At 53.1% G+C, this 26,020-nt stretch carries 24 protein-coding genes; 17 read left to right on the top strand and 7 right to left on the bottom strand.

The window, feature by feature from the left end; translation table 11 throughout:
* Nucleotides 1–239 precede the first annotated feature (239 nt).
* The 6 genes from purL (at nucleotide 240) to agp (ending at nucleotide 8,969) form a co-directional block, all read left to right on the top strand.
* Nucleotides 240–4,130, top strand: a complete 3,891-nt coding sequence (purL, locus tag O1V65_RS14595) for a phosphoribosylformylglycinamidine synthase (protein WP_017489874.1) — start codon at nucleotides 240–242, stop codon at nucleotides 4,128–4,130.
* Between the two features lie 54 nt (nucleotides 4,131–4,184).
* On the top strand, nucleotides 4,185–4,412 hold the full coding sequence (locus tag O1V65_RS14590; RefSeq protein ID WP_269129829.1) for a hypothetical protein: 228 nt from the start codon (nucleotides 4,185–4,187) through the stop codon (nucleotides 4,410–4,412).
* Between the two features lie 484 nt (nucleotides 4,413–4,896).
* A complete protein-coding gene (locus O1V65_RS14585; RefSeq protein ID WP_017489872.1) occupies nucleotides 4,897–5,853 on the top strand; it encodes an extracellular solute-binding protein in 957 nt (318 codons plus the stop codon).
* A 29-nt stretch (nucleotides 5,854–5,882) separates the two neighbouring features.
* The gene (locus O1V65_RS14580; RefSeq protein WP_017489871.1) at nucleotides 5,883–6,650 is read left to right on the top strand and encodes a molybdate ABC transporter permease subunit; all 768 of its coding nucleotides are present in this window, start codon (nucleotides 5,883–5,885) and stop codon (nucleotides 6,648–6,650) included.
* Nucleotides 6,651–6,920: 270 nt separating this feature from the next.
* Nucleotides 6,921–7,532 (top strand): lipid IV(A) palmitoyltransferase PagP, encoded by a 612-nt coding sequence (gene pagP, locus O1V65_RS14575; protein WP_165429748.1) that lies wholly within the window; start codon nucleotides 6,921–6,923, stop codon nucleotides 7,530–7,532.
* A gap of 141 nt (nucleotides 7,533–7,673) precedes the next feature.
* The gene (agp, locus tag O1V65_RS14570) at nucleotides 7,674–8,969 is read left to right on the top strand and encodes a bifunctional glucose-1-phosphatase/inositol phosphatase (protein ID WP_017489868.1); all 1,296 of its coding nucleotides are present in this window, start codon (nucleotides 7,674–7,676) and stop codon (nucleotides 8,967–8,969) included.
* Nucleotides 8,970–9,227: 258 nt separating this feature from the next.
* Here agp and sseA read toward each other — a convergent pair whose 3' ends face one another.
* From sseA to O1V65_RS14555, 3 genes are all read right to left on the bottom strand, one after another.
* Entirely contained in the window at nucleotides 9,228–10,067 is an 840-nt protein-coding gene (sseA, locus tag O1V65_RS14565) for a 3-mercaptopyruvate sulfurtransferase (RefSeq protein ID WP_017489867.1), read from the bottom strand.
* Between the two features lie 38 nt (nucleotides 10,068–10,105).
* The gene (locus O1V65_RS14560; RefSeq protein WP_017489866.1) at nucleotides 10,106–10,657 is read right to left on the bottom strand and encodes a GNAT family N-acetyltransferase; all 552 of its coding nucleotides are present in this window, start codon (nucleotides 10,655–10,657) and stop codon (nucleotides 10,106–10,108) included.
* 100 nt (nucleotides 10,658–10,757) lie between these two features.
* Complete coding sequence (locus tag O1V65_RS14555; RefSeq protein ID WP_017489865.1) at nucleotides 10,758–11,555, bottom strand: helix-turn-helix transcriptional regulator; 798 nt, start codon at nucleotides 11,553–11,555, stop codon at nucleotides 10,758–10,760.
* Nucleotides 11,556–11,679: 124 nt separating this feature from the next.
* Here O1V65_RS14555 and O1V65_RS14550 point away from each other — a divergent pair, with 124 nt between their 5' ends.
* On the top strand, nucleotides 11,680–12,450 hold the full coding sequence (locus O1V65_RS14550) for a class I SAM-dependent methyltransferase (protein ID WP_165429747.1): 771 nt from the start codon (nucleotides 11,680–11,682) through the stop codon (nucleotides 12,448–12,450).
* A gap of 44 nt (nucleotides 12,451–12,494) precedes the next feature.
* Here the strand turns inward: O1V65_RS14550 and O1V65_RS14545 are convergent, their stop codons facing one another.
* Complete coding sequence (locus O1V65_RS14545; protein WP_017489863.1) at nucleotides 12,495–13,418, bottom strand: DUF808 domain-containing protein; 924 nt, start codon at nucleotides 13,416–13,418, stop codon at nucleotides 12,495–12,497.
* A gap of 375 nt (nucleotides 13,419–13,793) precedes the next feature.
* On the opposite strand from O1V65_RS14545, the gene O1V65_RS14540 reads away from it, so the two are divergent.
* From O1V65_RS14540 to ppnP, 9 genes are all read left to right on the top strand, one after another.
* Nucleotides 13,794–14,069, top strand: a complete 276-nt coding sequence (locus tag O1V65_RS14540; RefSeq protein WP_017489862.1) for a YdgH/BhsA/McbA family protein — start codon at nucleotides 13,794–13,796, stop codon at nucleotides 14,067–14,069.
* 449 nt (nucleotides 14,070–14,518) lie between these two features.
* Nucleotides 14,519–15,097, top strand: coding sequence for a class I SAM-dependent methyltransferase (locus O1V65_RS14535; RefSeq protein WP_017489861.1), 579 nt, complete (start codon nucleotides 14,519–14,521; stop codon nucleotides 15,095–15,097).
* Nucleotides 15,098–15,216: 119 nt separating this feature from the next.
* Nucleotides 15,217–15,741: a shikimate kinase AroL gene (aroL, locus tag O1V65_RS14530; RefSeq protein ID WP_017489860.1), complete on the top strand. Its 525-nt coding sequence runs from the start codon at nucleotides 15,217–15,219 to the stop codon at nucleotides 15,739–15,741.
* Between the two features lie 102 nt (nucleotides 15,742–15,843).
* Nucleotides 15,844–16,035 carry a YaiA family protein gene (locus tag O1V65_RS14525; protein WP_017489859.1) on the top strand — a complete coding sequence of 64 codons (192 nt, stop codon included), beginning with the start codon at nucleotides 15,844–15,846 and terminating at the stop codon, nucleotides 16,033–16,035.
* A gap of 337 nt (nucleotides 16,036–16,372) precedes the next feature.
* A complete protein-coding gene (locus tag O1V65_RS14520; protein ID WP_026110250.1) occupies nucleotides 16,373–17,137 on the top strand; it encodes an IclR family transcriptional regulator in 765 nt (254 codons plus the stop codon).
* A 119-nt stretch (nucleotides 17,138–17,256) separates the two neighbouring features.
* Nucleotides 17,257–18,852 (top strand): OPT/YSL family transporter, encoded by a 1,596-nt coding sequence (locus tag O1V65_RS14515; protein WP_017489856.1) that lies wholly within the window; start codon nucleotides 17,257–17,259, stop codon nucleotides 18,850–18,852.
* Between the two features lie 147 nt (nucleotides 18,853–18,999).
* A complete protein-coding gene (locus O1V65_RS14510; protein ID WP_017489855.1) occupies nucleotides 19,000–19,929 on the top strand; it encodes a DUF1177 domain-containing protein in 930 nt (309 codons plus the stop codon).
* 4 nt (nucleotides 19,930–19,933) lie between these two features.
* Entirely contained in the window at nucleotides 19,934–20,611 is a 678-nt protein-coding gene (locus O1V65_RS14505; RefSeq protein ID WP_017489854.1) for an AroM family protein, read from the top strand.
* A gap of 179 nt (nucleotides 20,612–20,790) precedes the next feature.
* Nucleotides 20,791–21,081: a pyrimidine/purine nucleoside phosphorylase gene (ppnP, locus tag O1V65_RS14500; protein ID WP_017489853.1), complete on the top strand. Its 291-nt coding sequence runs from the start codon at nucleotides 20,791–20,793 to the stop codon at nucleotides 21,079–21,081.
* An 82-nt stretch (nucleotides 21,082–21,163) separates the two neighbouring features.
* Here ppnP and rdgC read toward each other — a convergent pair whose 3' ends face one another.
* The gene (rdgC, locus tag O1V65_RS14495) at nucleotides 21,164–22,078 is read right to left on the bottom strand and encodes a recombination-associated protein RdgC (RefSeq protein ID WP_017489852.1); all 915 of its coding nucleotides are present in this window, start codon (nucleotides 22,076–22,078) and stop codon (nucleotides 21,164–21,166) included.
* 209 nt (nucleotides 22,079–22,287) lie between these two features.
* Between rdgC and mak the strand changes: the two genes are divergently transcribed.
* Nucleotides 22,288–23,208, top strand: coding sequence for a fructokinase (gene mak / locus O1V65_RS14490; RefSeq protein WP_017489851.1), 921 nt, complete (start codon nucleotides 22,288–22,290; stop codon nucleotides 23,206–23,208).
* Nucleotides 23,209–23,269: 61 nt separating this feature from the next.
* Here the strand turns inward: mak and eat are convergent, their stop codons facing one another.
* Entirely contained in the window at nucleotides 23,270–24,634 is a 1,365-nt protein-coding gene (gene eat, locus O1V65_RS14485; protein ID WP_192503390.1) for an ethanolamine permease, read from the bottom strand.
* 55 nt (nucleotides 24,635–24,689) lie between these two features.
* On the bottom strand, nucleotides 24,690–26,003 hold the full coding sequence (locus O1V65_RS14480) for an aspartate aminotransferase family protein (RefSeq protein WP_084911976.1): 1,314 nt from the start codon (nucleotides 26,001–26,003) through the stop codon (nucleotides 24,690–24,692).
* Nucleotides 26,004–26,020 lie beyond the last annotated feature (17 nt).

Here is a 26,020-nt window from a genome sequence, read left to right as displayed (position 1 = left end):
ATGGTGCTGAAAATAGGGCTATAATCCCGGTGCCGACGCATTTTGCTCAACAAAACGTCAATCTGCAACTTTATTCCCAATAACCCCTGTAAACTGTAAGGACAAATCTATTATCAATAAACCGTGCGCAAACGGTTTCGTCGCGCTCGAGGATTCTCTATAATGGCCCGCGTTTTCCCCCTGTTGCGCCCAATGAAGCACCTACGGTCAGTTGCTTCGAAGACGAGAGATATTTGATTATGGAAATACTGCGTGGTTCGCCCGCTTTGTCGGCTTTTCGCATTAATAAACTGCTTTCCCGTTTTCAGGAAGCTCAGCTTCCGGTAAACGATGTCTACGCCGAATTCGTACACTTCGCCGATGTCAGCGCACCTCTGACAACGGAAGAACAAACCAAGTTGCAACGCCTGCTCAAATATGGTCCTTCTCTCGCTGAACATGCTCCCGTTGGCCGCCTAATTCTGGTTACACCACGTCCGGGCACGATTTCGCCGTGGTCTTCCAAAGCAACAGACATTGCCCACAACTGCGGTCTGTCTCAGGTTGTACGCCTTGAGCGCGGCCTGGCGTTTTACGTTCAGGCTCCCGAACTGACCGAAGAGCAGTGGAAAACCCTCGGTGCGCTGCTGCACGACCGCATGATGGAAACCGTCTTCAGCGAGCTTTCAGACGCTGAAAAACTGTTTGCCCAGCACCAACCGGCTCCGGTTCAGCACGTTGATCTCCTCGGAGAAGGCCGCGTGGCGCTTGAACAGGCTAACGTCAAACTCGGTCTGGCACTGGCAGAAGATGAAATTGACTACCTGGTCAATGCCTTCACCAACCTTGGCCGTAACCCGACCGACATCGAGCTGTACATGTTCGCGCAGGCTAACTCCGAACATTGCCGCCACAAAATCTTCAACGCCGATTGGATTATCGACGGCGAAGCACAGCCTAAATCGCTGTTCAAGATGATCAAAAACACCTTTGAAAAAACCCCTGACCACGTGCTGTCTGCCTATAAAGACAACGCCGCCGTCATGGAAGGTTCAAAGGTTGGCCGTTTCTACGCCAACGCCGAAACCGGCCTGTACGATTTCCATCAGGAAGACGCGCACATCCTGATGAAGGTAGAGACCCATAACCACCCGACCGCTATCTCTCCATGGCCGGGCGCAGCCACCGGTTCCGGCGGCGAAATCCGTGACGAAGGCGCAACCGGTCGCGGCGCGAAGCCAAAAGCTGGCCTGGTCGGCTTCTCAGTTTCCAACCTGCGTATCCCTGGATTTGAACAGCCTTGGGAAGAGAACTTCGGCAAACCTGAACGTATTGTGACCGCGCTGGAAATAATGACCGACGGTCCTCTCGGTGGTGCAGCTTTCAACAACGAATTTGGTCGTCCCGCGCTTCTTGGTTACTTCCGTACCTATGAAGAGCAGGTGAACAGCCATAATGGACCAGAACTGCGCGGATATCATAAGCCAATCATGCTGGCGGGCGGAATTGGGAATATTCGTGCTGACCACGTGCAAAAGGGTGAAATCACCGTTGGTGCAAAACTGATCGTGCTGGGTGGCCCGGCCATGAACATCGGTTTGGGCGGCGGTGCAGCGTCATCTATGGCGTCCGGCCAGTCCGATGCCGACCTGGATTTCGCCTCCGTACAGCGTGACAACCCAGAAATGGAGCGTCGCTGTCAGGAAGTTATCGACCGCTGCTGGCAGTTGGGCGAAGCGAACCCGATTCTGTTCATTCACGACGTGGGCGCGGGCGGACTGTCTAACGCCATGCCTGAGCTGGTAAGCGACGGCGAACGCGGCGGCCGTTTCCAACTTCGTGATATTCTGAATGACGAGCCGGGCATGAGCCCACTCGAAGTCTGGTGTAATGAATCTCAGGAACGTTACGTGCTGGCCGTTGCGCCAGAGCAGCTGGCGCAGTTTGACGCTATCTGCCAACGCGAACGTGCGCCTTATGCCGTTATCGGTGAAGCGACCGAAGAGATGCACTTGACGCTGGAAGACAGTCATTTCGACAACCAGCCGATCGACATGCCGCTCGACGTTCTGCTCGGCAAGACGCCGAAAATGACCCGTGACGTGCAAACCCTTAAAGCGACCGGTGACACGCTTCAGGGCGAAAATATTCAAATCGCCGAAGCGGTGAACCGCGTACTGCATCTGCCGACCGTGGCCGAGAAAACCTTCCTGATCACTATCGGCGACCGCACCGTGACCGGTATGGTTGCACGTGACCAGATGGTGGGACCGTGGCAGATTCCGGTAGCCGACTGTGCGGTGACCACCGCCAGCCTCGACAGCTACCACGGTGAAGCGATGTCGCTCGGCGAACGAGCACCGGTAGCGTTGCTGGACTTCGCCGCCTCTGGCCGTCTGGCCGTGGGTGAAGCGCTGACCAACATTGCCGCCACCGAAATCGGTAGCCTCAAGCGTGTTAAACTTTCCGCAAACTGGATGTCTGCGGCCGGTCACCCGGGTGAAGATGCGGGCCTGTACGAAGCCGTTAAAGCCGTGGGTGAAGAGCTGTGTCCGGCGCTGGGTATTACTATCCCAGTAGGCAAAGACTCGATGTCGATGAAAACCCGCTGGCAGGAAGGCACCGAGCAGCGCGAGATGACCTCGCCGCTGTCTCTGGTTATCACCGCCTTTGCACGCGTCGAAGACGTACGCCATACCGTGACGCCTGAACTGCGTACCGACAAGGGCGACACCTCGCTGCTGCTGATTGACCTGGGTGCAGGCCACAACGCACTGGGCGCAACCGCGCTGGCGCAGGTTTATCGTCAACTGGGCGACAAACCGGCCGACGTGCGTAACGTCGAGCAGCTGGCTGGCTTCTTCAACGCTATGCAGACGCTGGTCTCCGAGCAGAAACTGCTTGCTTACCATGACCGTTCAGACGGCGGCCTGCTGGTCACGCTGGCAGAGATGGCGTTTGCCGGTCACTGTGGCCTGACTGCCGATATCGCGAAACTGGGTGACTCTGCACTGGCAGCCCTGTTTAACGAAGAGCTGGGTGCGGTTATCCAGGTACGTAACGACCAGCGTGCCGACGTTGAGCAAGTGCTGGCAAAACATGGCCTGGCCGACTGCACGCACTTCCTGGGCGGCGTCGAACAGGGCGATCGCTTCGTGATAACTTCTGGCGACAAGCCGGTGTTCAGCGAAAGCCGCACGACGCTGCGTACCTGGTGGGCAGAAACCACCTGGCAGATGCAGCGCCTGCGCGACAATCCAGAGTGTGCCGACCAGGAACACGAAGCCAAGAAAGACAACAGCGATCCGGGTCTGAACGTCAAGCTGACCTTCGCACCGGAAGAAGACATTGCTGCGCCTTACATTGCAACCGGCGCGCGTCCAAAAGTGGCCGTGCTGCGCGAGCAGGGCGTTAACTCCCACGTTGAAATGGGCGCTGCGTTCCACCGTGCCGGTTTTGATGCGGTTGACGTCCACATGAGCGATCTGCTGTCCGGCCGCCGTGACCTGCAAGAGTTCCATACGCTGGTGGCCTGTGGCGGCTTCTCCTACGGTGACGTATTGGGTGCGGGCGAAGGCTGGGCTAAGTCCATCCTGTTCAACGACCGCGTACGCGACGAGTTCGAAGACTTCTTCCATCGTCCACAGACACTGGCGCTGGGTGTGTGTAACGGCTGTCAGATGATGTCTAACCTGAAAGAAGTTATCCCGGGCGCAGAGCACTGGCCGCGTTTCGTTCGCAACCTGTCTGACCGCTTCGAAGCGCGCTTCAGCCTGGTTGAAGTGACCGCCAGCCCGTCTCTGCTGCTACAGGGTATGGCCGGTTCACGTATGCCAATCGCTGTGTCACACGGTGAAGGCCACGTGGAAGTGCGCGATGCCGTTCACCTGTCTCAGCTTGAGCATGCGAATCTGGTGGCGCTGCGCTTCGTTGACAACAACGGACATGTTACCGAGAACTATCCGGCGAACCCTAACGGCTCACCGAACGGGATTACGGCAGTGACCAACCTCTCGGGCCGCGTAACCGTGATGATGCCGCACCCAGAGCGCGTATTCCGCAGCGTCAGCAACTCATGGCACCCGGAAAACTGGGGCGAAGACAGCCCTTGGATGCGTATATTCCGCAATGCCCGTAAACAGCTAGGCTAATAACGCCTTGGGCTGATACTAAAATCCACAGCGCTACGGCCTGTGGATTTTTTTTTGCCAACTTTAGGCGTTGGCCAGTTTTACGTGCTCGAGAAGCATACAGCGGCAGGTGTCAATCAGTTCCTTCCGATGCAGGATGACGCCTTCATAGGCGATGTCCCGGGTTGCGGGGAAGTCGGGATATTCAACGGCAGTGTTGAAATGGGTCAGGCATTTTTGGTCGAAGCGCGCTTTTTAATCTTTGAGCCAGCGATATTTCGCTTTCAAATATTTGCGGTCTGATCACGTCGTCCAGAAAATGGAGATCGTTAATCACCTCTTTAAGATACTCTCTTTGAATCTGATATTTCTTTTGGTTTTGCTCTAAGCTGCGTTTTGATGCTGTATTTTTCAGAGGGATGGGTGGGTAAACCTAAAATCATACTGGCACGTCAACGGACTTATTCGATTATCGATATAACAGAGTTTATCCAATGACGCAGGACATAAATTATTATTGAACACCGTCGATATATTATTGCTGACCGGAAAAAAGGGTGCGGAGAGGATATTGCCAAGAGCAGAAATAATGCCTGTCGATCTCATTAAATTCTCTTTTGATATTATTATGCGGGCTCTTTTTTTATTTTAAAAACAATAAGGAAGAGGGGCAATAAAATAGGCCATTTGGGCGAATTAGAATATTGAATTTTGCTCAAAATGTCGCTTGATTTCTGAGAGTTCAAACTTTATCGTTGTATATCATAATGCATAACGGTGGCTTATCGTGCGTGAATTCTCCAATAAAAATCTCAATAAGAAATTAAAGAATCTCGGTTCTGGCCTGATGTTGGCTTCTATGGCATTCGCCAGTGCATCGGCAATGGCGCAGGACAACATCAACGTGACTTACGCCGGCTCGATGGGCGTGGTAATGGACAAATACCTTGGGCCCACCTTTGCCAAACAGGAAAAACTGAATTATCAGGGGCAGGGGCAGGGTGCATACGGCATGGCGAACCTGTTGGCGTCTAAAAAAGTGGTTGCCGATGTGTTTGTTTCAATCACACCGGGTCCAATTGATGTGTTGAAAAAGGCCGGTCTGGTAGACACCTCGGTACCCGTTGCGAGCACCAGCATGGTGATTGCCTATAATCCGAAGGGCAAGTTTGCCCAACTGTTTGCGGCGATAAAAGACCACAAGCCTGGCGCAGAGCCTTGGTGGAAGGTGCTGCAAACGCCGGGGCTGCACTTTGGCCGCACCGATCCCGCCACGGATCCCCAGGGGCAAAACATCATTTTCACCATGATGTTAGCCGAGAAATACTATCATCAGCCGGGTCTGACTAAAAAAGTGCTGGGTGAGACGACAAACCCTTCGCAAGTGCTGGCTGAAGGCGGTTTGTTGACTCGTCTCGAGGCGGGTCAGGTTGATGCCGCCTCGGGTTACGAAAGCGCGACGCGTTCGGCTAAACTGCCGTATATTGTGTTGCCGGACGAAATAAACCTGAGCAACCCTGAAATGTCTGCCAAGTGGTACGACAGTGTTAGCTTCAACATCAAGGACAGCGCAGGCAAAGAGAAAACCCTGCATACCCAACCGCTGGTGTTCTATGCCGCAGTGTTGAAGAATGCGCCAAATCCTGCGGCGGCGAAGCGTTTTGTCGCCTTTATGCAGAGTGCAGAAGGGCAGAAAATTTTCAGTGAAAATGGCTACGATAAACCTAAAGGCCATGATTATTAATCAGAATCGTGCATAACCAAGGTCGCCGGATGATCAGTCTGTGGCTGGCCATCCCGGCCCTTGCCCTGTTAGCTATTCCCTTTATCACCCTCGTCTCGGTCACACCGTGGCGAGGATTTCATCTTGCCTATGGCGACTGGCATTCGGTCAGTATTTCGTTGGGGCTAAGCGCGGTTTCGATTCCGATTATCGTGGTACTGGGCATTCCTCTTGCGCTTTGGATGTCGCGCAGCCAGAGCCGTTGGCGTCCATGGGTTGAGGTCGCTGTGATGGTGCCGCTGCTGACGCCGCCGTTGGCGATGGGCATACTGTTGGTATCCGCCTTTGGTCCTTACGGCACTGTTGGGGAAGACCTCTCGCGGTTGGGTATTTCGCTGACCAATAACGCGGGCGCTTTTGTGCTGGCGCAAGTTTATGGTGCGCTGCCTTACTTTGTGATGTCTGCTCGCGCCGCTTTCGAAGGCGTGCCTGCCGACGTTGAGGAGGCCGGTAAAACGCTGGGCGCCTCGCGCTGGCAGATCCTCACCCGCCTGACGCTGCCGATCGCCTCGCGCGGACTGGCGACGGGATTAGCGATAGCCTGGGTGAGGGTTATTGGCGAGTTTGGCATTGTGATGGTGTTTTGCTACTTCCCCCAGGGGATTCCGGTAAAACTGTTTATCAACCTGCAAAATGACGGCGTAGATTCGGTTTATTCTCTGCTGTGGATACTGTTGATTACTACTCTGCCATTTCCTCTGTGGTGTTTTTCGCGGATGGGAAATCGGAAGAAGGGCAATATGACGTTGGCAGAGTGAACAACGCAATAATTTCCCTGCGAAGATTAATTAATAATTTTCCTATATCGATTGTTTTTTAAAAAAAGTAATGGTTATATTTTTTGGTTTTATCAATTCTAACCTTTTATTGAAATATTTTTTATTCCCTCGCAGTCATCATGATTATCCCTATTTCTTCCAGTTAATTAAATTTTTAAGCGTTATGAAAGACGCTGTTTATTATATTGCATGGATTTTTACGTTATTGTAGGTGCTGTAGTATTGAATAATGATAGCCAAATGGTTTGTATGCGTATAAATAAAAAAATTTCCAAAACATTATTTATTGGATTATGCCTGACGGCCACGCCGGGGATGGCCGCCTCCTCACTCAACTCGACCATGTCGACAACTCCACCAGCGACGCAGCAGTCCGGATTCAACGGTGGGTGGGCTTCGTGGAAGAACGACGTTTCGAGCACCTGGAATGCCTCACCCGACCGGGATCTCTACCTACCGGTCATTACCTGGCATAACCGTGCCACCTACGACCGTGCCAAGATTGATAAATACAACGAGCGTCCCTGGGGCGGTGGTTACGGTATTTCTCGCTATGATGAAAACGGCGACTGGCACGGTCTCTACGTGATGGTTTTCAAAGACTCATTTAACCAATGGGAGCCCATTGGTGGTTATGGCTATGAGAAGATCTGGCGTCCGGTGCAGGGTCAGAATTTCAGGCTCGGTTTAGGCTATACCGCCGCCATGACTGCGCGTGATAACTACAAATATATTCCTTTGCCACTCGTGCTGCCGCTGGTCTCTATCGGCTATCAGCGTCTGACCTTCCAGGCGACCTATATTCCGGGCACACACAATAATGGCAACGTGTTCTTTGGCTGGTTAAGGTTCCAGTTCTAAAACTTTCTCCTGTGGAATCAGCGCTGTGAGCCAGATCCCCCTCTGACACAGCCTGATCCTTTATGCTTGATTTCCCTTGTTTTTATGAGCCTTAACCCGCTATAAACATTAAGAAGTCATTTAATTCATCAGGAGAAACACGTGAAAAGAACGTCCCGTCTTGCGCTTTTAACTACCCTGGCCTGCGTCATTTCTGCTTCCCTGCCTGCTGTCGCTGCCGACAATAATCTCTCTTTAGAACAGGTGCTTATCTTTAGCCGCCACAGCATTCGCGCGCCGCTCTCTAACTATAATAATGCGTTGGGCAATGCGACCACCCACACCTGGCCAACGTGGAGCACCGAAGGCGGACTTCTGACCCCGAAAGGCGGGCAGGTTGAAGAGCACGTTGGGCAGTATTACCGTCAGTGGTTAGCGAAAAATAATCTGCTGCCGGCCAAAGGGTGTCCGCAACCGGGCGAGGTTTTCACCTACGCTAACAGCCTGCCGCGTACCATTGATACTGCCAAACATTTCCTCATCGGCGCATTTCCGGGTTGCTCGCTTCCTGTGGTGAATCGCGTTGAAGTCGGGAAAATGGATCCGGTGTTTAATCCGATTATCACCGCCGACGTTACGGATCAGTTTAAACAGGCGGCGATCGACGCCACCAATAAGTCAGCTGGACAGGCCGGACTCGATGGCCTGAATCAGCGTCTGACGCCGAACTATGCGTTGGTTGAAAAGGTCATGGATTTCAAAAATTCCAAAACCTGCAAGCAGGATAAGGTCTGCTCTCTTGCAGCACAGCCTTCGAATCTGGTGATCAATCAGGGCAAGGAACCGGGGATTTCGGGACCGCTGTCGTTGGGCACCGGAATTAGCGATGCCTTCATGCTGCAATATTATGAGGGTTTGCCGGAGAAGGACGTTGCGTGGGGCCAGATAAAAACGCCTGAGCAGTGGCGTCAGGTTGAGGAATTCAAAAATGCAGACCAGAAGGCCATCTTCAGCTCTGAGCAAATTGGTAAGAATGCCGCAGCTCCAACGCTGACGTTTATGTCAGGCGTGCTGGATAAATCGCAGGCTAAAACCGCCGATCAGCAGGCGGCGCAGCAGGCTCGGGTGACGTTGTTAGTCGGTCATGACTCGAATATTGCCGCCTTTGTTTCGGCGCTCAAGATTAAAGATTTCACTCTGCCGGGTCAGTATGAGCGTACACCTATCGCCGGAGCCGTGGTTTTCCAACGCTGGCATGATAAGAAAACTGACAAAGATCTGATAAAAATCGAATATGTATATCCAACTGCGATACAAATCCGTAACAACAGCACTTATAGCTTAAAAAATCCGTTACACCGCGTTGTTTTACAAGCTGAGGGCTGTCCTATTGATAATAAAGGATTTTGTTCAGCGGACGTCTTCAATCAAGTGCTGAAGGATTCCTTAAAAAACTAAGTTTTTCCTTATTTAAACAACTTGGATCTCATTTAATTACATTTAAGTAACAACATTGTGAATGATTCGATCTACAATGGTTGCCAGTGACACCCCAGAAGAAAGAAAGACTCTCTCTGATAGACCAGTTTGTTCTGCCCGTACCTCTGTGCGGGCTTTTTTTTGCCCGTAATAAATGCGTCTAAGGCTTTTTAAGGGAGGGCGTGCTGGAGGAGAGTAAAACTCGCAGGCGCATGGCCTGCGGGCAATAGCGTTCTTTTATTGGGTTTCAATCGGATAATCTTTATTGATGTCGCCCCATTCCGCCCATGAACCGTCATAAATCAGCACGTCTTCAGCGCCAATCAGGTGCAGACCAAACAGCAGTGCGGCGGCGGTAACGCCTGAACCACAGCTGGAGATAGTGCGTTGCGTAGTATCAACCCCAAGACGCGAGAAGGTCTCTTTCAATGCCTGGGGTGATTTTATCCGACCGTTTTCAGTGAGTTCGGTGAAGGGTACGCTGAGGCTACCGGGAATATGGCCACCGTGCAGTCCCGGACGCGGCTCGGGCTGCTCGCCCCTGAAGCGTCCCAGAGAACGTGCATCAATAATTTGCACCTTCCCGAGTGCCTGCTTGACCTGTTCGGCGCTGACGACCACTTGGCTCTCCAGCCTGGCCTCGAAGTTGGCGGGAGGCAGCTTACGCTCCCCGCCTTCAGTCCGCTTGCCTTCCTTGAGCCAGGCGTTGAGGCCACCGTCCAGAATACGCACGTTGTTTGCGCCAAAGCGAGTCAGCATCCACCACACGCGCGGGGCGCTGAACAGATCACCTTCGTCGTAGAGTACGACAGCGCTGTTATTACTTATTCCGCGTTCGCTCATTGACTTACTGAATGCTTCAGCGTCAGGCAGCATATGCGGCAGGCCAGTGCTGCAATCAGAAATATCATCAACCTCGATATAGACTGCGCCAGGAATGTGCGCCTCAAGGTATTTACCATGAAAATCAATGGGCGGGTTAATTCCCGGCTTAGACTTGCGGCAGTCGATAATCACCAGACCTGATTGATCAAGATGTGAAGCCAACCAGTCGGTTGAAACGATAGATGAACTCATTATTCCTCGATCCTATTCTAATAGTGGTAGTGTCGACATTACGCCAGATCGCCGGGGATCAGTGAGTAAATCCACGCGTTGCTGGGCTGTCCATGAAAGTAAAGCCCGTTGCGATGCAGTCCTTCTTTGACCGCCCCAGACTTTTCGGCCACTCGGCAGCTGCGATGATTTTTTTCCATGGCGACTATCTCGAGTCTCGTCATGCCGAGCTCGTTAAAGGCAAAACGGGCAATGGCCTTCACTGCGGTCACAGCCAGCGATCTTCCGGTAAAATCACTGCGTATCCAGTAACCTATATTGGCGGTTTTATATTCGGGAACAATACGGTTAAGGGCTATAGAGCCAATTATTTTACCGCTGGCGAGGTCAAAAAGGCAGAAGCGATACTCCTGCCCTCGTTGCCTTTTTACATAGGAGTCAATGAGGTAAGTTCGGCTGTCTTCAAGGCTATAGCCGGTGGAACACCAGCTTTCCCATGCGGAAATATCTGCCATTGAAGACTGAATAGCATCAAAGTGCAAGGGCGCTTCCAATTCTGTCGGTACGCGTATCTCCATGCTCTCATCTTGATAAATCAGACGGCTCGTCATTTCCTTTCTCTCCCTCATTACTCGCCTCCTCGGCGTGAGATTCAGACTCACACATTCACTGAGATAATGTCAATCGAGCGATGCACAACGCGGAAGCTGCTTATGAATCAGAGGTTTGCTCGACCAGCATGACCAGTTTTAACTCATTGCTACCGGCCGGGAAAAAGGTTTGTTGCAGATAACGCACCGGCCCTTGTGAAGGGTGCATGAACAGCCGTTCTCCGCCTTCACGCGCCAGCACTTCCTGCTGCATCCACCATTGATTAAATACGCTGCTTTCTTCACGCAGGCTCAGCACCGTTTGGCGAATCTCATCTAAGTGGGCGTAGTGACTGGTTTCGGCACGAAATTCGGCGACGATGCGTTGCGCACGCGCCTCCCAGTTGACTAACAGCGTGCGCGCCAAGGGGTGAATGAACATAAACCGCAACAGGTTAGGACGATCGTCTCGGTCCAGCCAGCCGTAAAAAAGCTGCTCGGTTTGGGCATTCCAGGCCAGCATATTCCAGCAGCTGTCCAACAGATAACCGGGGCAATTGAGCTGATGCACGCACTGAGTGAGAGGTTCGTTCGGCGAGCGCACGGGCGCGTACGCCTGCGGATTTTTGATGCCGGCCAGACTGAAAAGGTAATCCTCCTCCGCAGGCTGTAGACGTAGCGCCTGCGCGAGCCTGCCGAGCGTTGCTGCCGAGATGGAAACGTCTCGGCCCTGTTCTATCCAGGTGTACCAGGTGGTGCTAATACCGCTGATTTGTGCCAACTCTTCACGGCGCAGCCCGCTGGTGCGACGGCGCGTTGAGTGCGGCAGTCCTACCCTCTCTGGTGTAGTTTTTTCTCGGTGAGCGCGCAGGAACGCGCCTAATGCCTTTGGGCCATTCAAGGGTTCTATTGTCGACATTGTTACGCTCATCAGGCTAACAGGGGAACTGCATAATACTAGTATAAATGCTCATATTGTACCCGTATAAAACCCGATATACAGTGTTGTTAAGCCAGACATCCCATGATTAAAAGGAATATAAATGGACAATAAAAACAGCCATGCGCAAAGCGTCAGCGAGCAGTTCAGCCCGAATGCCCAAAACTATTTAACCAGCGCGGTGCATGCCCAAGGACCTGATTTGACCCGGCTGTCTGCGCTGCTCACGCCTTACTCCGATGCGCTGGTAGTCGACCTGGGATGTGGCGCAGGGCATGCCAGTTTTGCGGTGTCAAAGTCAGTTAAAAAGGTCATTGCCTATGATTTGTCGGCCGAAATGCTGGCCGTGGTCAAGCATGCAGCCGCAGACAGAGGGTTGAAAAATATCGAAACCCGGCAGGGTTATGCCGAGTCGCTGCCCTTTGAAGATGCAAGCGTTGATGTGGCGATCAGCCGGTATTCGGCACACCATTGGCACGACGTAGGCGCGGCGCTGCGTGAGGTTCGCCGTATCCTCAAGCCGGGCGGTAAAGTGGTGATGATGGATATCGCCTCGCCGGGGCACCCGGTGCTCGACGTGCATTTACAGACTATCGAGAAGCTGCGCGATACCTCACACGTGCGTAATTATTCCACCGGCGAATGGTTGCAAATGTTTAATGAGGCAGGGATCCGTATCGAATCTTTAACCACCGGCAAGCTGACGCTGGAGTTTAGCAGCTGGGTCGCTCGCCTGAAGACTCCCGAGCATTTTGTGGTGGCTATTCGCGAGCTGCAAAAGGCGTCGTCAGAGGAGGTCGTACAGTATTTCGCTATCGCACAGGACGGCACTTTTGAGACTGATACGCTGTTCATCGAAGCGAGTAAAATCTAAACAATGAAAACGGGCCGGTTTCTGGCCCGTTTCTCGCCATCGCGTTATTTCTTAAACAGCTTACCGCCGAGCATCACCACGGCCAGCACCAGTGCGCCGACCACAATGCCCACAGCCAGATCGCTTGCGCCGGTTATCAGTGAGTTTACCCAGCCCTGATGCCCTGTCGTAAAGCCTTCAAGCAGGCTGTGCATGAACGGCAGGCCGTGGCTAATAATGCTGCCACCGACCAGAAACATGGCGAAGGTGCCGACGATAGACAGCGTTTTCATTAGCAGGGGAGCCGCGTTGACGATGCCACCGCCAAATCCGCGCACTGCGCGCATGAATCCGCTCTTGCCGCTGAGCTTGCTGAGGTAAAGTCCGGCATCATCGATTTTCACGATACCGGCTACCAGCCCATAGACGCCCAGCGTCATCACGACGGCTATCGCACACATCACCATAACCTGGTCCAGAAACGGTGCACTCGATACGGTACCCAGCGAAATAACGATAATTTCTGCCGAAAGGATGAAGTCAGTACGGACCGCACCCTTAACCTTGTCTTTTTCCATTTTCGCCAGTGCTTCCGGGGACTGGCTTGCCGCCTTAAGCCTGGCCTTTTTTTCCGCCTCAGCCGCTTCGTCATGCGGCATAAACTTATGCGCGACTTTCTCAAAGCCCTCATAGCACAGATAGGCACCGCCAATCATCAGCAGGGGCGTTATTCCCCAGGGGGCAAAGGCGCTGATAAGCAGCGCGAGGGGCACGAGAATTGCCTTGTTGAGAAGTGAGCCTTTGGCGACGGCCCAGACGATTGGGAGTTCGCGGTCTGCTTTGACCCCGGAGACCTGCTGGGCGTTAAGCGCCAGATCGTCACCGAGCACGCTGGCAGTTTTCTTTGCCGCGACCTTACTCATTGCGGCAACGTCGTCAAGAATAGAGGCGATGTCGTCTATCAACGCCAAAAGGCTGGTTCCTGCCATAAAAGCTCTCCCGGGAGGTTATGATTTTTAGAGATATGTTTTTAGAATTTCTATCGTTAAAAGAATCATATCAGCGATTGCTATAAAGCGTCGATTCGTGCGACGCTGTCCCACGCCGTTAAATCGCTATTTTAGTTTCTCTCCTGTGCACCATTGGCGCGCTTTTTTATTACATTTCCTCCTTAATTGAGCCTAGTGAAATAATTTTTAGTCTTTCCTCCTCATTTTCGCCATAAAGCTTGAACAACTTTACTCCCCATGACTCCGCCTTTCGTTTAATGAACGATAATTAATACCAAGGAGAACATCCTGCTCACTAATTATCGTCAGGCTATCCGACACTGTTTAGCCATAAAAACGTCTAAGGCGGAAACCATGAAAATTTTACCTCTCATTGCAGCAGCACTGTTTGCGACCGCGTCATTCTCTTCTCTGGCCGCAACGGAAATTAACGCAGCCCAGGCACAAAGTAACAATTATCAATCACTCGGCGTCGTTGACGTAGCTCAAGGCAATACGGAAGACATGAGTCTGAAAGCTGCGGTGAATGCGAAAGCCGCACAGGAAGGGGCGACTCACTATCGCGTTATCGGGGTAAGCACTCCGGGTGACTCAAGCCTGGCCCGCGCCAGCGTTGAGCTTTACCGTTAAGTTCAGTTTTTTACGATTACCAAGAACAGACCGTCGAGTGTGGGGACTACCCTCAAACAGAGGTTGCGCCAGCGGCTTCTGTCCCCAGTGTCTCACTCGACGGTTTCCTTTTACCTGATAAATTTAGCCTGCCTGTAAACTCCCTCATCGGCTTTTTTTCCTTATTTTAAATTTTCCGCTATATTTTCTATAGCCATTCAATCGATTAGTTCTGCTATTATCCTTTACTCCGCTCGAAAGACTTATTTTGCCTAACCTCAATTAATGAAAAGGAGAGGGTAGAGTTATCTTTTGCTAAATCATCTGAAAATTTCCATACATCACAGGAATTAAGACGTTTCTTATTTAGAATTAATTTAAAAGGATTTTTTAAAATAATTAACGCAAATAATTATTCCTTAAGAATTTTTCGATGTGATAGTGGTCTACATCCCCAGGGGGTTATAAATATGTTGAATGCGACAAGACTGACTATCAATGCGACAAGGTTGACCATCAAAAATCAGTTTTCCTATTTGCAGAACTTTATCTCGTCGCCGCGCACCTTCGGGACGCTGGCGCCCTCATCGCCTTGGCTGTGTCAGACCATGGTGAATCAGGTCGACTGGACCAAAACGTTGAAGATTGCCGAATTTGGCGCGGCAGACGGAGTCCTGACCAAGCGTATCCTTGATAAAATGCGCGCCGACGCGCAGGTTCAGGCGTTCGAGATCCAGCCTAACTTCATTCATAAACTGAATCTTATCGAGGACAGGCGGTTGCAGGTAATGGGCTATTCCGCTGAGCATCTGGAAGGCGACTTTGACGCCATCTTCTGCTGTCTGCCGCTGTTGTCGATCCCCACGCGGGTGAGCATGAAGATATTGCAGCGCGCTCAACAGCGTCTGAGAGAAAAGGACGGGGAGCTTATTCTGTTTCAGTACAGCCATCTGTCAGAGAAGCTACTGTCACGCTATTTCAGCTGGAAAAAAATTCGTGTAGTAAAAAACTTTCCACCGGCCTTGGTGTATGTATGTAAGCCATTATAATATAAAGGTTATTGATGTAATCTTTTCTTTACGCCATGTTTACAGGGATTGCCAATTTATTTTTTATCGGTATGATGCCTTAGGTTCAAAGATGTCTCTGGCACATAAGGATAGCGGTAATGACGCAACCCATTTTCATGATAGGCGCTCGTGGCGCAGGTAAAACAACGGTCGGCAGAGCCCTCGCGCAAGCGTTAGGGTATGATTTTGTCGATACCGATATTTATCTGCTCCAAACTTCACAACTTAGCGTTGCGGAGATTGTAGCCCGTGAAGGTTGGTCAGGTTTCCGTCGTCGTGAATCTCAGGCTCTGCAAAATATTAGCGCTCCGCACACCGTTGTCGCGACGGGCGGGGGCGTAATCCTGTCTGCCGAAAACCGCCAGTTCATGCGCGAGACAGGCCAGGTTATCTACCTGCGCTCTCCGGCCAGCACGCTTGCACACCGCCTTGAGGACTCGCCTCAGGAAGATCAGCGCCCCACGTTGACCGGCAGGCCAATTAACGAAGAAATAACTCAGGTGCTGAACGAGCGCGAAGCCTTATACCAGCAAGCTGCTCATTTCGTTCTCGATGGAACGCATACGCCTTCGATGGTGGTTGAGGACATCCTCGACGCGCTCGCCCTGCAGCTCGCCCGCTAGTTACCCCCGCCGGTTTTTAGGAGGCTTCCGAGCCTCCTGCTCACTGTAAAAGCCCCTCGTTGTCTATACTTAAGTCACCGAGATAATTTACAGGAGTTCCTTATGCCTTCTAACCCCCCTTATCCACGTAAAGCTGAAATCATTACCGTTGAGAAAGGACTGCCGGGTCAAACAGAAATCTGGTACGAATTACGCGCCGACCATCCAAAGCCTGATACCCTGATTAGCGAACATAAATCGAAGAAAGAGGCCGAGGATTCTAAACGCCGTTACGAAGATGAAGACATCAGCTGAAGGCCAACGCTTTTCCCAAAATACATTAGCCACTCTGTACGATGATGATTGCCCCGACGCTGCCCTGTCACCAGAGCAGCGTCTTTTAAAATATATCGTCAGCGAAACGTTTCTCCGAAATTCGGAGTTATACACTCCATTTTTTGCCTTTAGTGAAATTTATCACTAAATCATGTTTTGCTGGCGAACAAAATTTCCTCTATCTGCGTGGTGAAAACTATCATCCGCTGGTTTCTCCCCCCTGCTAAAAAATAAACAACTTGACGCTTTAACGTATCGGCATTAATTTTCATTCATCTTAATCAGGAACTGAGTTCCTAATAGTGGAACTTTCGCCGTGACAACACTTGAAAACGCTTCCGCAGTCTTAAAGCTATTCGCGCAAAAAGGGATAAGGCAGGGTCATCCAGGTCTTTCTTTTAGCGACGTTGTCGAGCAGTTGGGGTTGCCAAAGAGCACGGTGTCTCGTTTGTTGATGACCATGGAGACGCAGGGCTTGCTTGAACGCGACCCGGAAACGCGTCTGTACAAGATTGGAAAGCTGCTGTTGGCGGTGTCGAGTCATTATCTTTCTACGCCGCTGGTAGATGCCTGTTCGCCTTACATTCAGCAGCTGAGTAAGCAAACTCAGTGCACCGGCTACATCTCGATGCTGGAAGGTCGGGATATCATGGTGATGCGGATGTTTCCGGGTCGCACCTATCTTCAGGTCGTGACACCGGCCGGGAGTTTACTGCCTGCTGCAGAAACGGCGATAGGACGAGCGATATTAGCGAGACAGACTAACCAACAGGTGATAGATAGGTATCGCGAAGGGTATCGGGTGAGTTCACCTAACTCGCCGCAGACCCTTGAGGCGCTGCTGGCGACGCTTGCCGAGATCCGCGAAAAGGGTTGGTCATTTGCTAATAACGAGACTTTACAAGGGATTAGCACGTTAGCAACGAGCATTTCTAATAAGCATCGTAATGAAACCGTGGGCCTTTGTTTGTCTTTCCCGTCGCCGTTCGACGGCAATGATTTGCCCGCCGAAATACGTGAAGGCATCGTGGCAGTGACGCGCCAGGTAGCAGAGAAATTAGGCGATGAGTATTGGCTATAGACCAATAACGGGCCGTAAGAACCATAAAAAATTTGACCATAAAAGAGCGCAAATACTTATATAAATCATAGCGCCAACACCAGGAAACCATTGCATTTTCGCCAACATCAGGGGACTTTATGACAGGCAATACTGGGAGTGACAGCAGGGTGACCGACGGGAGTTATAATCCACTAAAAGAGATCGGCACCCTGGCTGTAATGATTCTGCTTTCGATTTTAGGCGCCATTATCGGCGTCCAGCTAATTACCACTCTCGGCGTTACGCCTAATACCTCAATCATCGGTGCGCTGTTTGCGATGTTGCTGGCACGCATCCCGATGAAAGCCTTCCAGCGTTATCGCTCTATTCATACCCAAAATCTCGCACAAACCGTTATTTCTTCAGCCACTTTTGGTGCGGCCAACAGCCTGCTGATGCCAATCGCTATCCCTTATGTGATGGGGCAGCCGCAGCTGATTCTGCCCATGTTTTTCGGCGTTTCTGCCGCGATGCTACTGGATGCCTACCTGCTTTACCGTATGTTTGACACTAAAGTGTTCCCTGCCAGCAATGCGTGGCCGCCGGGGGTGGCAGCCGCCGAGGCTATCAAGGCTGGAGACAAGGGCGGGCGTGAGGCCTGGCTGTTGGTCGTTGGCGTGGTGGTCGGCCTCGGCGGTGCGATGCTCAAGATCCCGATGGCGGCCTTTGGTACCGCATTTATCGGCAATATCTGGGCCTTGGGCATGTTCGGGATAGGCCTGCTGATTCGCGCCTATGCGCAACCGATTGCCGGTGTCGATATCAATGCCTTGTATATTCCACACGGCATGATGGTCGGCGCGGGCCTGGTGTCGCTGTTCCAGGTTATTCAGGTCATTCGCCAAAAACGTGCGGATGCCAAAGCCACCTTTACCCAGCCCGGTAATGAAGTTCGTAAGGCGCTGGGACTCGGCGCAGTGGGCTATATCGCGATTGCCGCGGCGCTGGCGCTGGCGGGCGGTATTTATACCGAGATGACGGTGAGTATGTTGATTGGTTTCATCATCTATGCCGCCTTCGCCGCGTTCTTCCACGAGCTTATCGTCGGTATCGCCGCGATGCACTCAGGCTGGTTCCCGGCCTTTGCCGTCGCGCTTATCACACTGATTGTCGGCATCCTGATTGGTTTTCCGCCGGTCGCACTGTGCATCCTCACCGGCTTTACCGCCGCGACGGGGCCGGCCTTTGCCGACATGGGCTTTGACCTTAAAGCCGGCTTTATTCTTCGCGGCTATGGCAAAGACTTGCAGGTCGAGCTTGCCGGTCGCCGTATTCAGCTTTTCGCCGCATTGATTGCCTTCCTTATCGCGATTCCGGTGGTGTGGTTCGCCCACATCGGCTATTTCGCGCAGGACTTGGTACCGCCGGTTGCACGCGTGTATGCCAAAACTATTCAGGCCGGTGCACAGCCGGGTATCGCTCACAGCCTGCTGATTTGGGCGATTCCGGGCGCAATTATCCAGCTGATGGGCGGACCTAAACGTCAGCTTGGCGTACTGCTGGCAACCGGCCTGTTGATCAACAGCGTAATGGCGGGTTATGCGGTCGTGCTGGGGATCGTGCTGCGTATCCTTATCATCCGTATCTGGGGTGAGAAGGGGCGTACGCCGATGGAAATTCTGGCCGCAGGATTTATCGCAGGAGACGCACTCTACAGCTTCTTCAGCTCTGTTTTCAGCAGTAAAGGCAAGTAATCAGACCCAAAGATATTGTGCTAACACCAGGGCTCCCATGAGCCATTATTGATAAATAAACTGGCCTTCTAAGAAGGTCAGATTAACGCGGTTGTTTTGGTTATTGCGCAGCGTTGCGTCAACCGCGTTGTTGCTGAGGAAGATGTCATGAGTTTGCTACAGACCCTTACCGTATTTGAACTGATCGACAATGCGCACGTCAGCGGCCAGGATATCGTCGACCTGTTTGCCGACTATCCTTCCGTGACCGCCAGCACGCATCGCGCGTCTGGTGCCAAGGGCGCAACCGATTTTATCCGCATTACCATTCCGGGCAGCGCCGGTAAAAGCCTGGGGGGCGATGCGCCTACGCTGGGTATCATCGGTCGTCTTGGCGGCATCGGTGCACGCCCAACGCGCATTGGTCTGGTTTCTGACGGTGACGGCGCCATCGCTGCCATCAGCAGTGCACTGAAGCTTGCCGATATGCAACGTAAAGGCGATGTGCTGGCCGGTGACGTGATTGTGACGACTCACATCTGTCCCAATGCGCCGACGCGTCCGCACGATCCGGTCGACTTTATGGACTCACCTATCGATGATGTGACCATGAACGACAACGAAGTGGTCGACGGCGTGGATGCCATCCTTTCTATCGATACCACCAAGGGTAACCGTATCATCAACCATAAAGGTTATGCGCTTTCTCCTACGGTGAAAGAAGGCTATATCCTGCGTGTGTCTGAAGACCTGCTGCGCATTATGGAGATGACCAGTGGCCGTCCGGCGGTGACCTTCCCTATTACTACGCAGGACATCACGCCTTACGGCAACGGCGTTCATCACCTGAACAGCATTCTGCAACCCTCGACGGCGACCACCGTGCCGGTGGTTGGCGTAGCGATTACCGCTGAATCCGTCGTACCCGGTTGCGGTACCGGTGCCAGCCATGAAACAGACATCGCTCTAGCGGTGAAATTCGCCGTTGAAGTGGCCAAAGAGTTTGGACGCGGCACCTGTCATTTCTACGATGCCGACGAATATCAACTGTTGTTGTCGCTGTACGGAAGCTTGCGTCACCTGCAAAGCAGAGACTAAGAAGATGATGACCTCCTTCGCTACCCTGACCATTGGCCAGGCACCGCGCAGCGACATAATGCCGCTGCTGGACGAATACCTGCCGCCTGACATGGTCACCCATACCGGACTGTTGGACGGACTGACGCTGGCACAAATCGAGCAACGTTTTTCCCCAGGGCCGGGAGAGGACGTGCTCGTGTCTCGCCTGTTGGACGGCACTCAGGTCAGGCTCGCCTCTCCGCGCGTTGAGCAGGCGTTGCAGCAGAAGATTGACTGGCTGGAAAGCGAAGGATGCAACACCATTTTGCTGCTCTGCACCGGCGTGTTCCATAACCTGCGTGCGAAAGAGGCGATGCTGCTTGAGCCCGACAGGATCATTCCTCCGCTGATCAACGGCATTGTCGGTACGCATCAGGTGGGGATAGTGGTGCCGGTGGTTGAGCAAATAGAACATCAGGCAGGCAAGTGGAGCAAGCTTAGCAAAAAGCCGTGCTACGCGACCGCCAGTCCTTATGTGGCCGACGAGCAGACGCTTATCGAGGCTGCGCTGTCTCTAAAAGAGCAAGGGGCACAGGTCGTGCTGCTCGACTGCATCGGTTATCAGCGTTCGCACTGCGATATTATTCAGAAGCAGCTCGACGTGCCGGTCGTGCTGTCTAATTCGCTGGTGGTAAAGCTCGCCGCCGAATTGCTTTATTGATATCGCACAATTTCACAGAGTCGCACCTGCAGACCGCAAAATCAATCAGCCCGTTGCCGCTTTGCGGGCTGGCTCGACAGACGCTTACGCCGCGATAAAAATCAGTGACAGAAGCTTGCCTCTGCCCATAATATGGAGTTTCTAAGTTTTTGAATATTTATCGCGAAGGACCCATCTTTATGTTGAAAAATAATGAGTATTTTGACGGGAAAGTTAAGTCGATTGGTTTCGACAGCGACAGCCTCGGCGCGCTTAGCGTAGGCGTTATGGTGAAGGGTGAGTACACGTTCGGGACCGGCAAGCCGGAAGAGATGACCGTCGTGAGCGGTTCATTGACCGTTCTGCTGCCGGGTTCAGAAGGCTGGCAAACCTTCACCGCGGGTGAAACTTTTTATGTGCCGGGCAACAGCGAATTCAATCTGCAAGTGCCTGAGACCAGCTCTTACCTCTGCAAATACCTGTCTAAATAAAAGGCTTCGCTCCGGCTAACCTTTTTACTTGAATGAGTTGCGCGCCAATCATCTCGCGCAACTCATCGTGTGAGCGTCAAAATTAACGCTGCGCTTCTCCGCCTAAAGCCTCAATCAGATTCGCAATCAGTGCCGCCAATTCGCCGGTCATTAGAATAAAGTCGGCATCAAAACGCGCTGCAAAGTCTTCACGATCGATATCGTCATTCTGTTCGCGGATTGTATCGGCAAACTTCAGGCGCTTGATGCTGCCGTCATCGGCCAACACCACCTGAATACGCTCCTGCCAATCGACAGCCAGCTTGGTGACCAACTTGCCGCTTTCGATGTGGTTGGCAATCTCGTCGCTGACCAGCGCCTGCTTCTTGCAGCGGATCACTCCACCTTCTTCCAGAATCGCTTTCAGCTCAGCTTCGTCCTGCAGGGCAAAACCGGCCGGAGGTTCGCCTGAACGTACCCATTCGGTCAGCGTCAGTTCAATAGGGCTTTCCATGGTCAGCGGGACTACCGGCAGCGAGCCGAGGCTCTTACGCAGCAGCGCCAGCATGTCTTCGGCTTTCTTGGCACTGCCTGCATCCACGATAATCAGGCCGTTAACGGTATCGAGCCACATAAAGGTCTGGCTGAAGCGGCTGAAGGCGCGCGGCATCAGCGTGTGCAGCACTTCATCTTTCAGCGAGTCTTTCTCGGTCTTTTTCAGTTTACGGTGCTGTTCACCTTCTATCTGATCGATCTTTGCATTCAGCTCTTGCTTGACCACTGAAGAAGGCAGGATCTTGGCTTCGGTGCGCGCACAGATAAGGATCTGGCCGCCGCTAACGTGGGTCAGGGCATCGCCGCCCTGAGAACCCATCGGCGAAACCCAGCCGGTTTTCGCCATATCCTGGCTGCCGCACGGGGTAAAGGTAAATGCGCTAAGCTGTTTTTCCATCTCGTCGGCAGACAGTGAGATTTCACGGCTTAGGCGATAAACCAGTAAATTTTTAAACCATAACATGATGTTATCCCTGTCTTGTCACGCTCGCAGCGTGCTATTAAATGGTAAGCAGGGCGGCATGATAACCAATTGAGCGGCATCAGTCCCTAAGAAAAATTCGTAGCCTGTGAGGTTGAGCATCCCGAGCCTTTTAAGAGCACTTACCCCCCGCAGTGTGATGAGTTTGTTATAAACTGAAGAAATAAAAAAACCTGCAATGGAGAAATATTTTGCGTATAGGAATCGATCTCGGTGGCACCAAAATTGAAGTCATCGCGTTGTCAGATGAAGGCCATGAGTTGTACCGCAAACGTGTGGATACCCCTCGCAACGACTACGAAAAAACGCTGCACGCGATTCAGGGACTGATTAACGACGCCGAAAAGGCGACCGGCCACCGTGGCAGCGTCGGGTTGGGCATTCCGGGCACGCTTTCCCCGTTCACCGGCAAAGTGAAAAATGCTAACTCGGTGTGGTTAAACGGCCAGAAACTGGATGAGGATTTGGCGCTGCTGCTGGGGCGTGAAGTGCGTATCGCCAACGACGCTAACTGCCTGGCAGTTTCCGAAGCTACCGACGGCGCTGGCGCGGGTAAGAAAACGGTATTCGCCGTGATCATCGGCACTGGCTGCGGTTCAGGCATTGCGTTGAACGGCGAAGCCCACGCGGGCGGCAACGGTATCGCGGGAGAGTGGGGGCATAATCCTCTGCCGTGGCAGGACGAAGATGAAATCCGCTTCCAGCAGGAAGTGCCGTGCTACTGCGGCAAATCGGGCTGCGTGGAGACCTTTGTCTCTGGCACCGGTTTTGCCGAGGACTATTTCCGCCTTTCCGGCCAGCGCCTCAAAGGTTCTGAAATCATCGAGCTGGTCGAGCAGGACGATCCTGTGGCCGATCTCGCTCTCGGCCGCTACGAACGCCGGCTGGCAAAAGCGTTGGCCAACGTGGTGAATATTCTCGATCCCGACGTCATCGTGCTCGGCGGCGGGATGAGTAACGTCGACAGGCTCTACCACACGTTGCCTCTGCTGCTCAAACAGTGGGTATTCGGCGGTGAGTGTGAAACGCCAATCCTTAAAGCGGTTCACGGTGATTCAAGTGGCGTGCGCGGTGCGGCCTGGCTATGGCCGGAAGGGCGCTTCTCCCTGTAACGTTTCCTGCAAAAACCAAAAGGCCTGCCACGTTCGCAGGCCTTTTAAATTTCAACGCAGATTAATCCCCTGAAAGCATCGCATCCGGTGCCGCCGCGTTGCGCTGTGCCTTGGTCGCCCCGAAGTAGAGGTAGGCGACCAGCATAAAGACCAAGAAGATACCGGCAATCTCCAGATTGAACCATACCATCGCAATCAGGCATACCACCGCCAGACAAAGCGCAATGGCTGGCACAACAGGATAGCCCGGTGCGAGGAAGCTGCGGGCCAGATCCGGGGCGGTTCTGCGCAGCTTAAACAGGCTGAGCATGCTCATGATATACATTACGATAGCGCCAAACACGGCCATAGTTATCATCGCCGCCGTCAGCGACATGCCCTGTAAATTCACCACGCCGTCGCTAAATATTGCCGCGATACCAATTACACCGCCAAGAATAATGGCGCGATGTGGCGTCTGAAAGCGCGACAGTGTCGCCAGTCCGGCCGGCAGATAGCCTGCACGAGCCAGCGCAAAGAACTGGCGCGAATAGCCGAGAATAATGCCGTGGAAGCTGGCTACCAGCCCGAACAGCCCAATCCATACCAGCATGTGCATCCAGCTTGAATGTTCACCGACCACCATCTTCATCGCCTGAGGCAGAGGATCGTTGATGTTGGCAAGTTTGCTCCAGTCACCTGCACCACCGGCCATGATCATCACGCCGATCGCTAACACAACCAGAGTAAGGATCCCGCTGACGTAAGCTTTCGGGATCGTACGTTTCGGATCTTTCGCTTCCTCGGCGGCCATAGCAGCGCCTTCGATAGCCAGGAAGAACCAGATGGCAAACGGGATCGCTGCGAAAATACCCGACACCGCAGGCAGTCCGAAGTGTTCGCCGCCGGACCAGCCGTTGAGCACGAAATTGCTGATGCTAAAGCCGGGAGCCACCACCCCCATAAACACCAGCAGCTCAAGCACTGCCAGCACGGTAACCACCAGTTCAAACAGAGCCGCGAGCTTGACGCCCAGAATATTTAGCGCCATGAACAGCACGTAAGCGCCCAGTGCCGCAACTTTTGGGTTGAGGTGTGGGAACTGCACGTTCAGATAGGCGCCAATCGCCAGTGCAATTGCCGGTGGTGCAAACACGAATTCAATCAGCGTCGCCATCCCGGCTACCAGGCCGCCGGTCTCGCCAAAGGCGCGGCGACTGTAGGCGAACGGACCGCCGGCGTGCGGAATGGCGGTAGTCAATTCGGTAAAGCTAAAGATAAAGCAGGTATACATGGTGGCGACCAACAGCGTGGTCACCAAAAAGCCGAGCGTTCCGGCTACGCCCCAGCCATAGCTCCAGCCAAAATATTCGCCAGAAATGACCAGTCCAACGGCTATCGCCCACAGGTGCAGGGTGCCTAGCGTCGGTTTAAGCTGTGTTGTCATGTTGCTCTCCTGAAGATAAATGAACGGCACGCCCGCCCAATCAGGCGGAAAAAAATCAGTACATTTTGCGCAGCACTTTCTCCAGGCTTTCGACCAGGATCAGGCTGTGCTCGGCGGTGAACACCAGCGGCGGGCGGATTTTCAGGATATTGGCGTGTGGGCCAGAAGCGCCGATCAGTACGCCCTCCTCACGCAGTCCATTGACCACGGCGAGCGCGGTTTCTGAGTCTGGTTTGCCGTCCGGCGTGGTGAAGTCAACGCTGACAAACAGCCCCGCGCCGCGCACGCTGCCGATGGCCGGGAAACGGGTCGCCAGTTCGCTGATGCCGTCGAGGATAGCCTTGCCTGCACGGCCGACGCTTGGAATAAGCTCTTCCTGTTCAATCACTTCCAGCACCGCCAGGCCAACTGCCGATGACACGGTGTTGCCGCCGAAGGTATTGAAATAGCTCGACTCGCTGCCGAAGCGCTCGAGGATATGCGGTTTGATAGTGATGCCGGCCATCGGGTGTCCGTTGCCCATCGGCTTGCCGAGGCTGACGATGTCCGGCAGTACGCCGTGACGCTGGAAGCCCCACATGTGTTCACCGGAACGACCGTAGCCAGGCTGCACTTCATCGGCGATATACAGCGCGCCTGCCTTGTGAATCTCGTCGATCGCTTCTTTCAGGAAACCGGCCGGGTCAAAGAAGCCGCCGTCGCTGGTGAAGAAGGTATCAATCATCAATGCCGCCGGTTTGATGCCGTGGCGGTGCATATCGGCCAGCGCCGCGCGAACGTCGGCGGCAAACTTCTTGCCTACCTCTGCCGGGTTGGCTGGGTTATGAATCGGCGCAGGGATAACGCGGGCATCGCCGTTCACCTTGACGTAAGGACCCATCGAGGCTGAAAGGCCGGCGATCGCCTTGGTCATGCCGTGATAGCTAAATTCGGTGACGATCACGCCGGTCCCGCCGGTGAAATCTTCGGCGATGCGCAGCGCCAGGTCATTGGCTTCGCTGCCGGTACAGGTAAACATCACCTGGCTCAGTTCAGATGGCATGGTCGAAACCAGCTTTTCGGCGAAGTTAAGCACGTTATCGTGTAAGTAGCGCGTGTGTGTGTTCAGAGTAGAAGCCTGACGAATCAGCGCCTCGAGTACGTAAGGGTGGCAGTGGCCGACGGAAGGTACGTTGTTGTAAACGTCGAGATACCGTCTGCCCGCCGCGTCAAATACCCACACACCTTCACCGCGCACCAGATGCACCGGATTTTTGTAGAACAGCTGATAGGCAGGACCGAGCAGGCGGCGGCGACGTTCGATCATCTCCAGCGCTTCGGGTGAAACGTTTGAGCTGGATGCGGCATCAAAGGCATTAGTTTTCAGCATGGTAGGTTCTCTCCTGA

This window comes from Rouxiella badensis, assembly GCF_026967515.2.
GTDB lineage: Bacteria > Pseudomonadota > Gammaproteobacteria > Enterobacterales > Enterobacteriaceae > Rouxiella > Rouxiella badensis.
The sequence above is the reverse complement of the archived record's forward strand: the minus strand, read 5'-3'. Positions and strand labels throughout refer to the sequence as shown.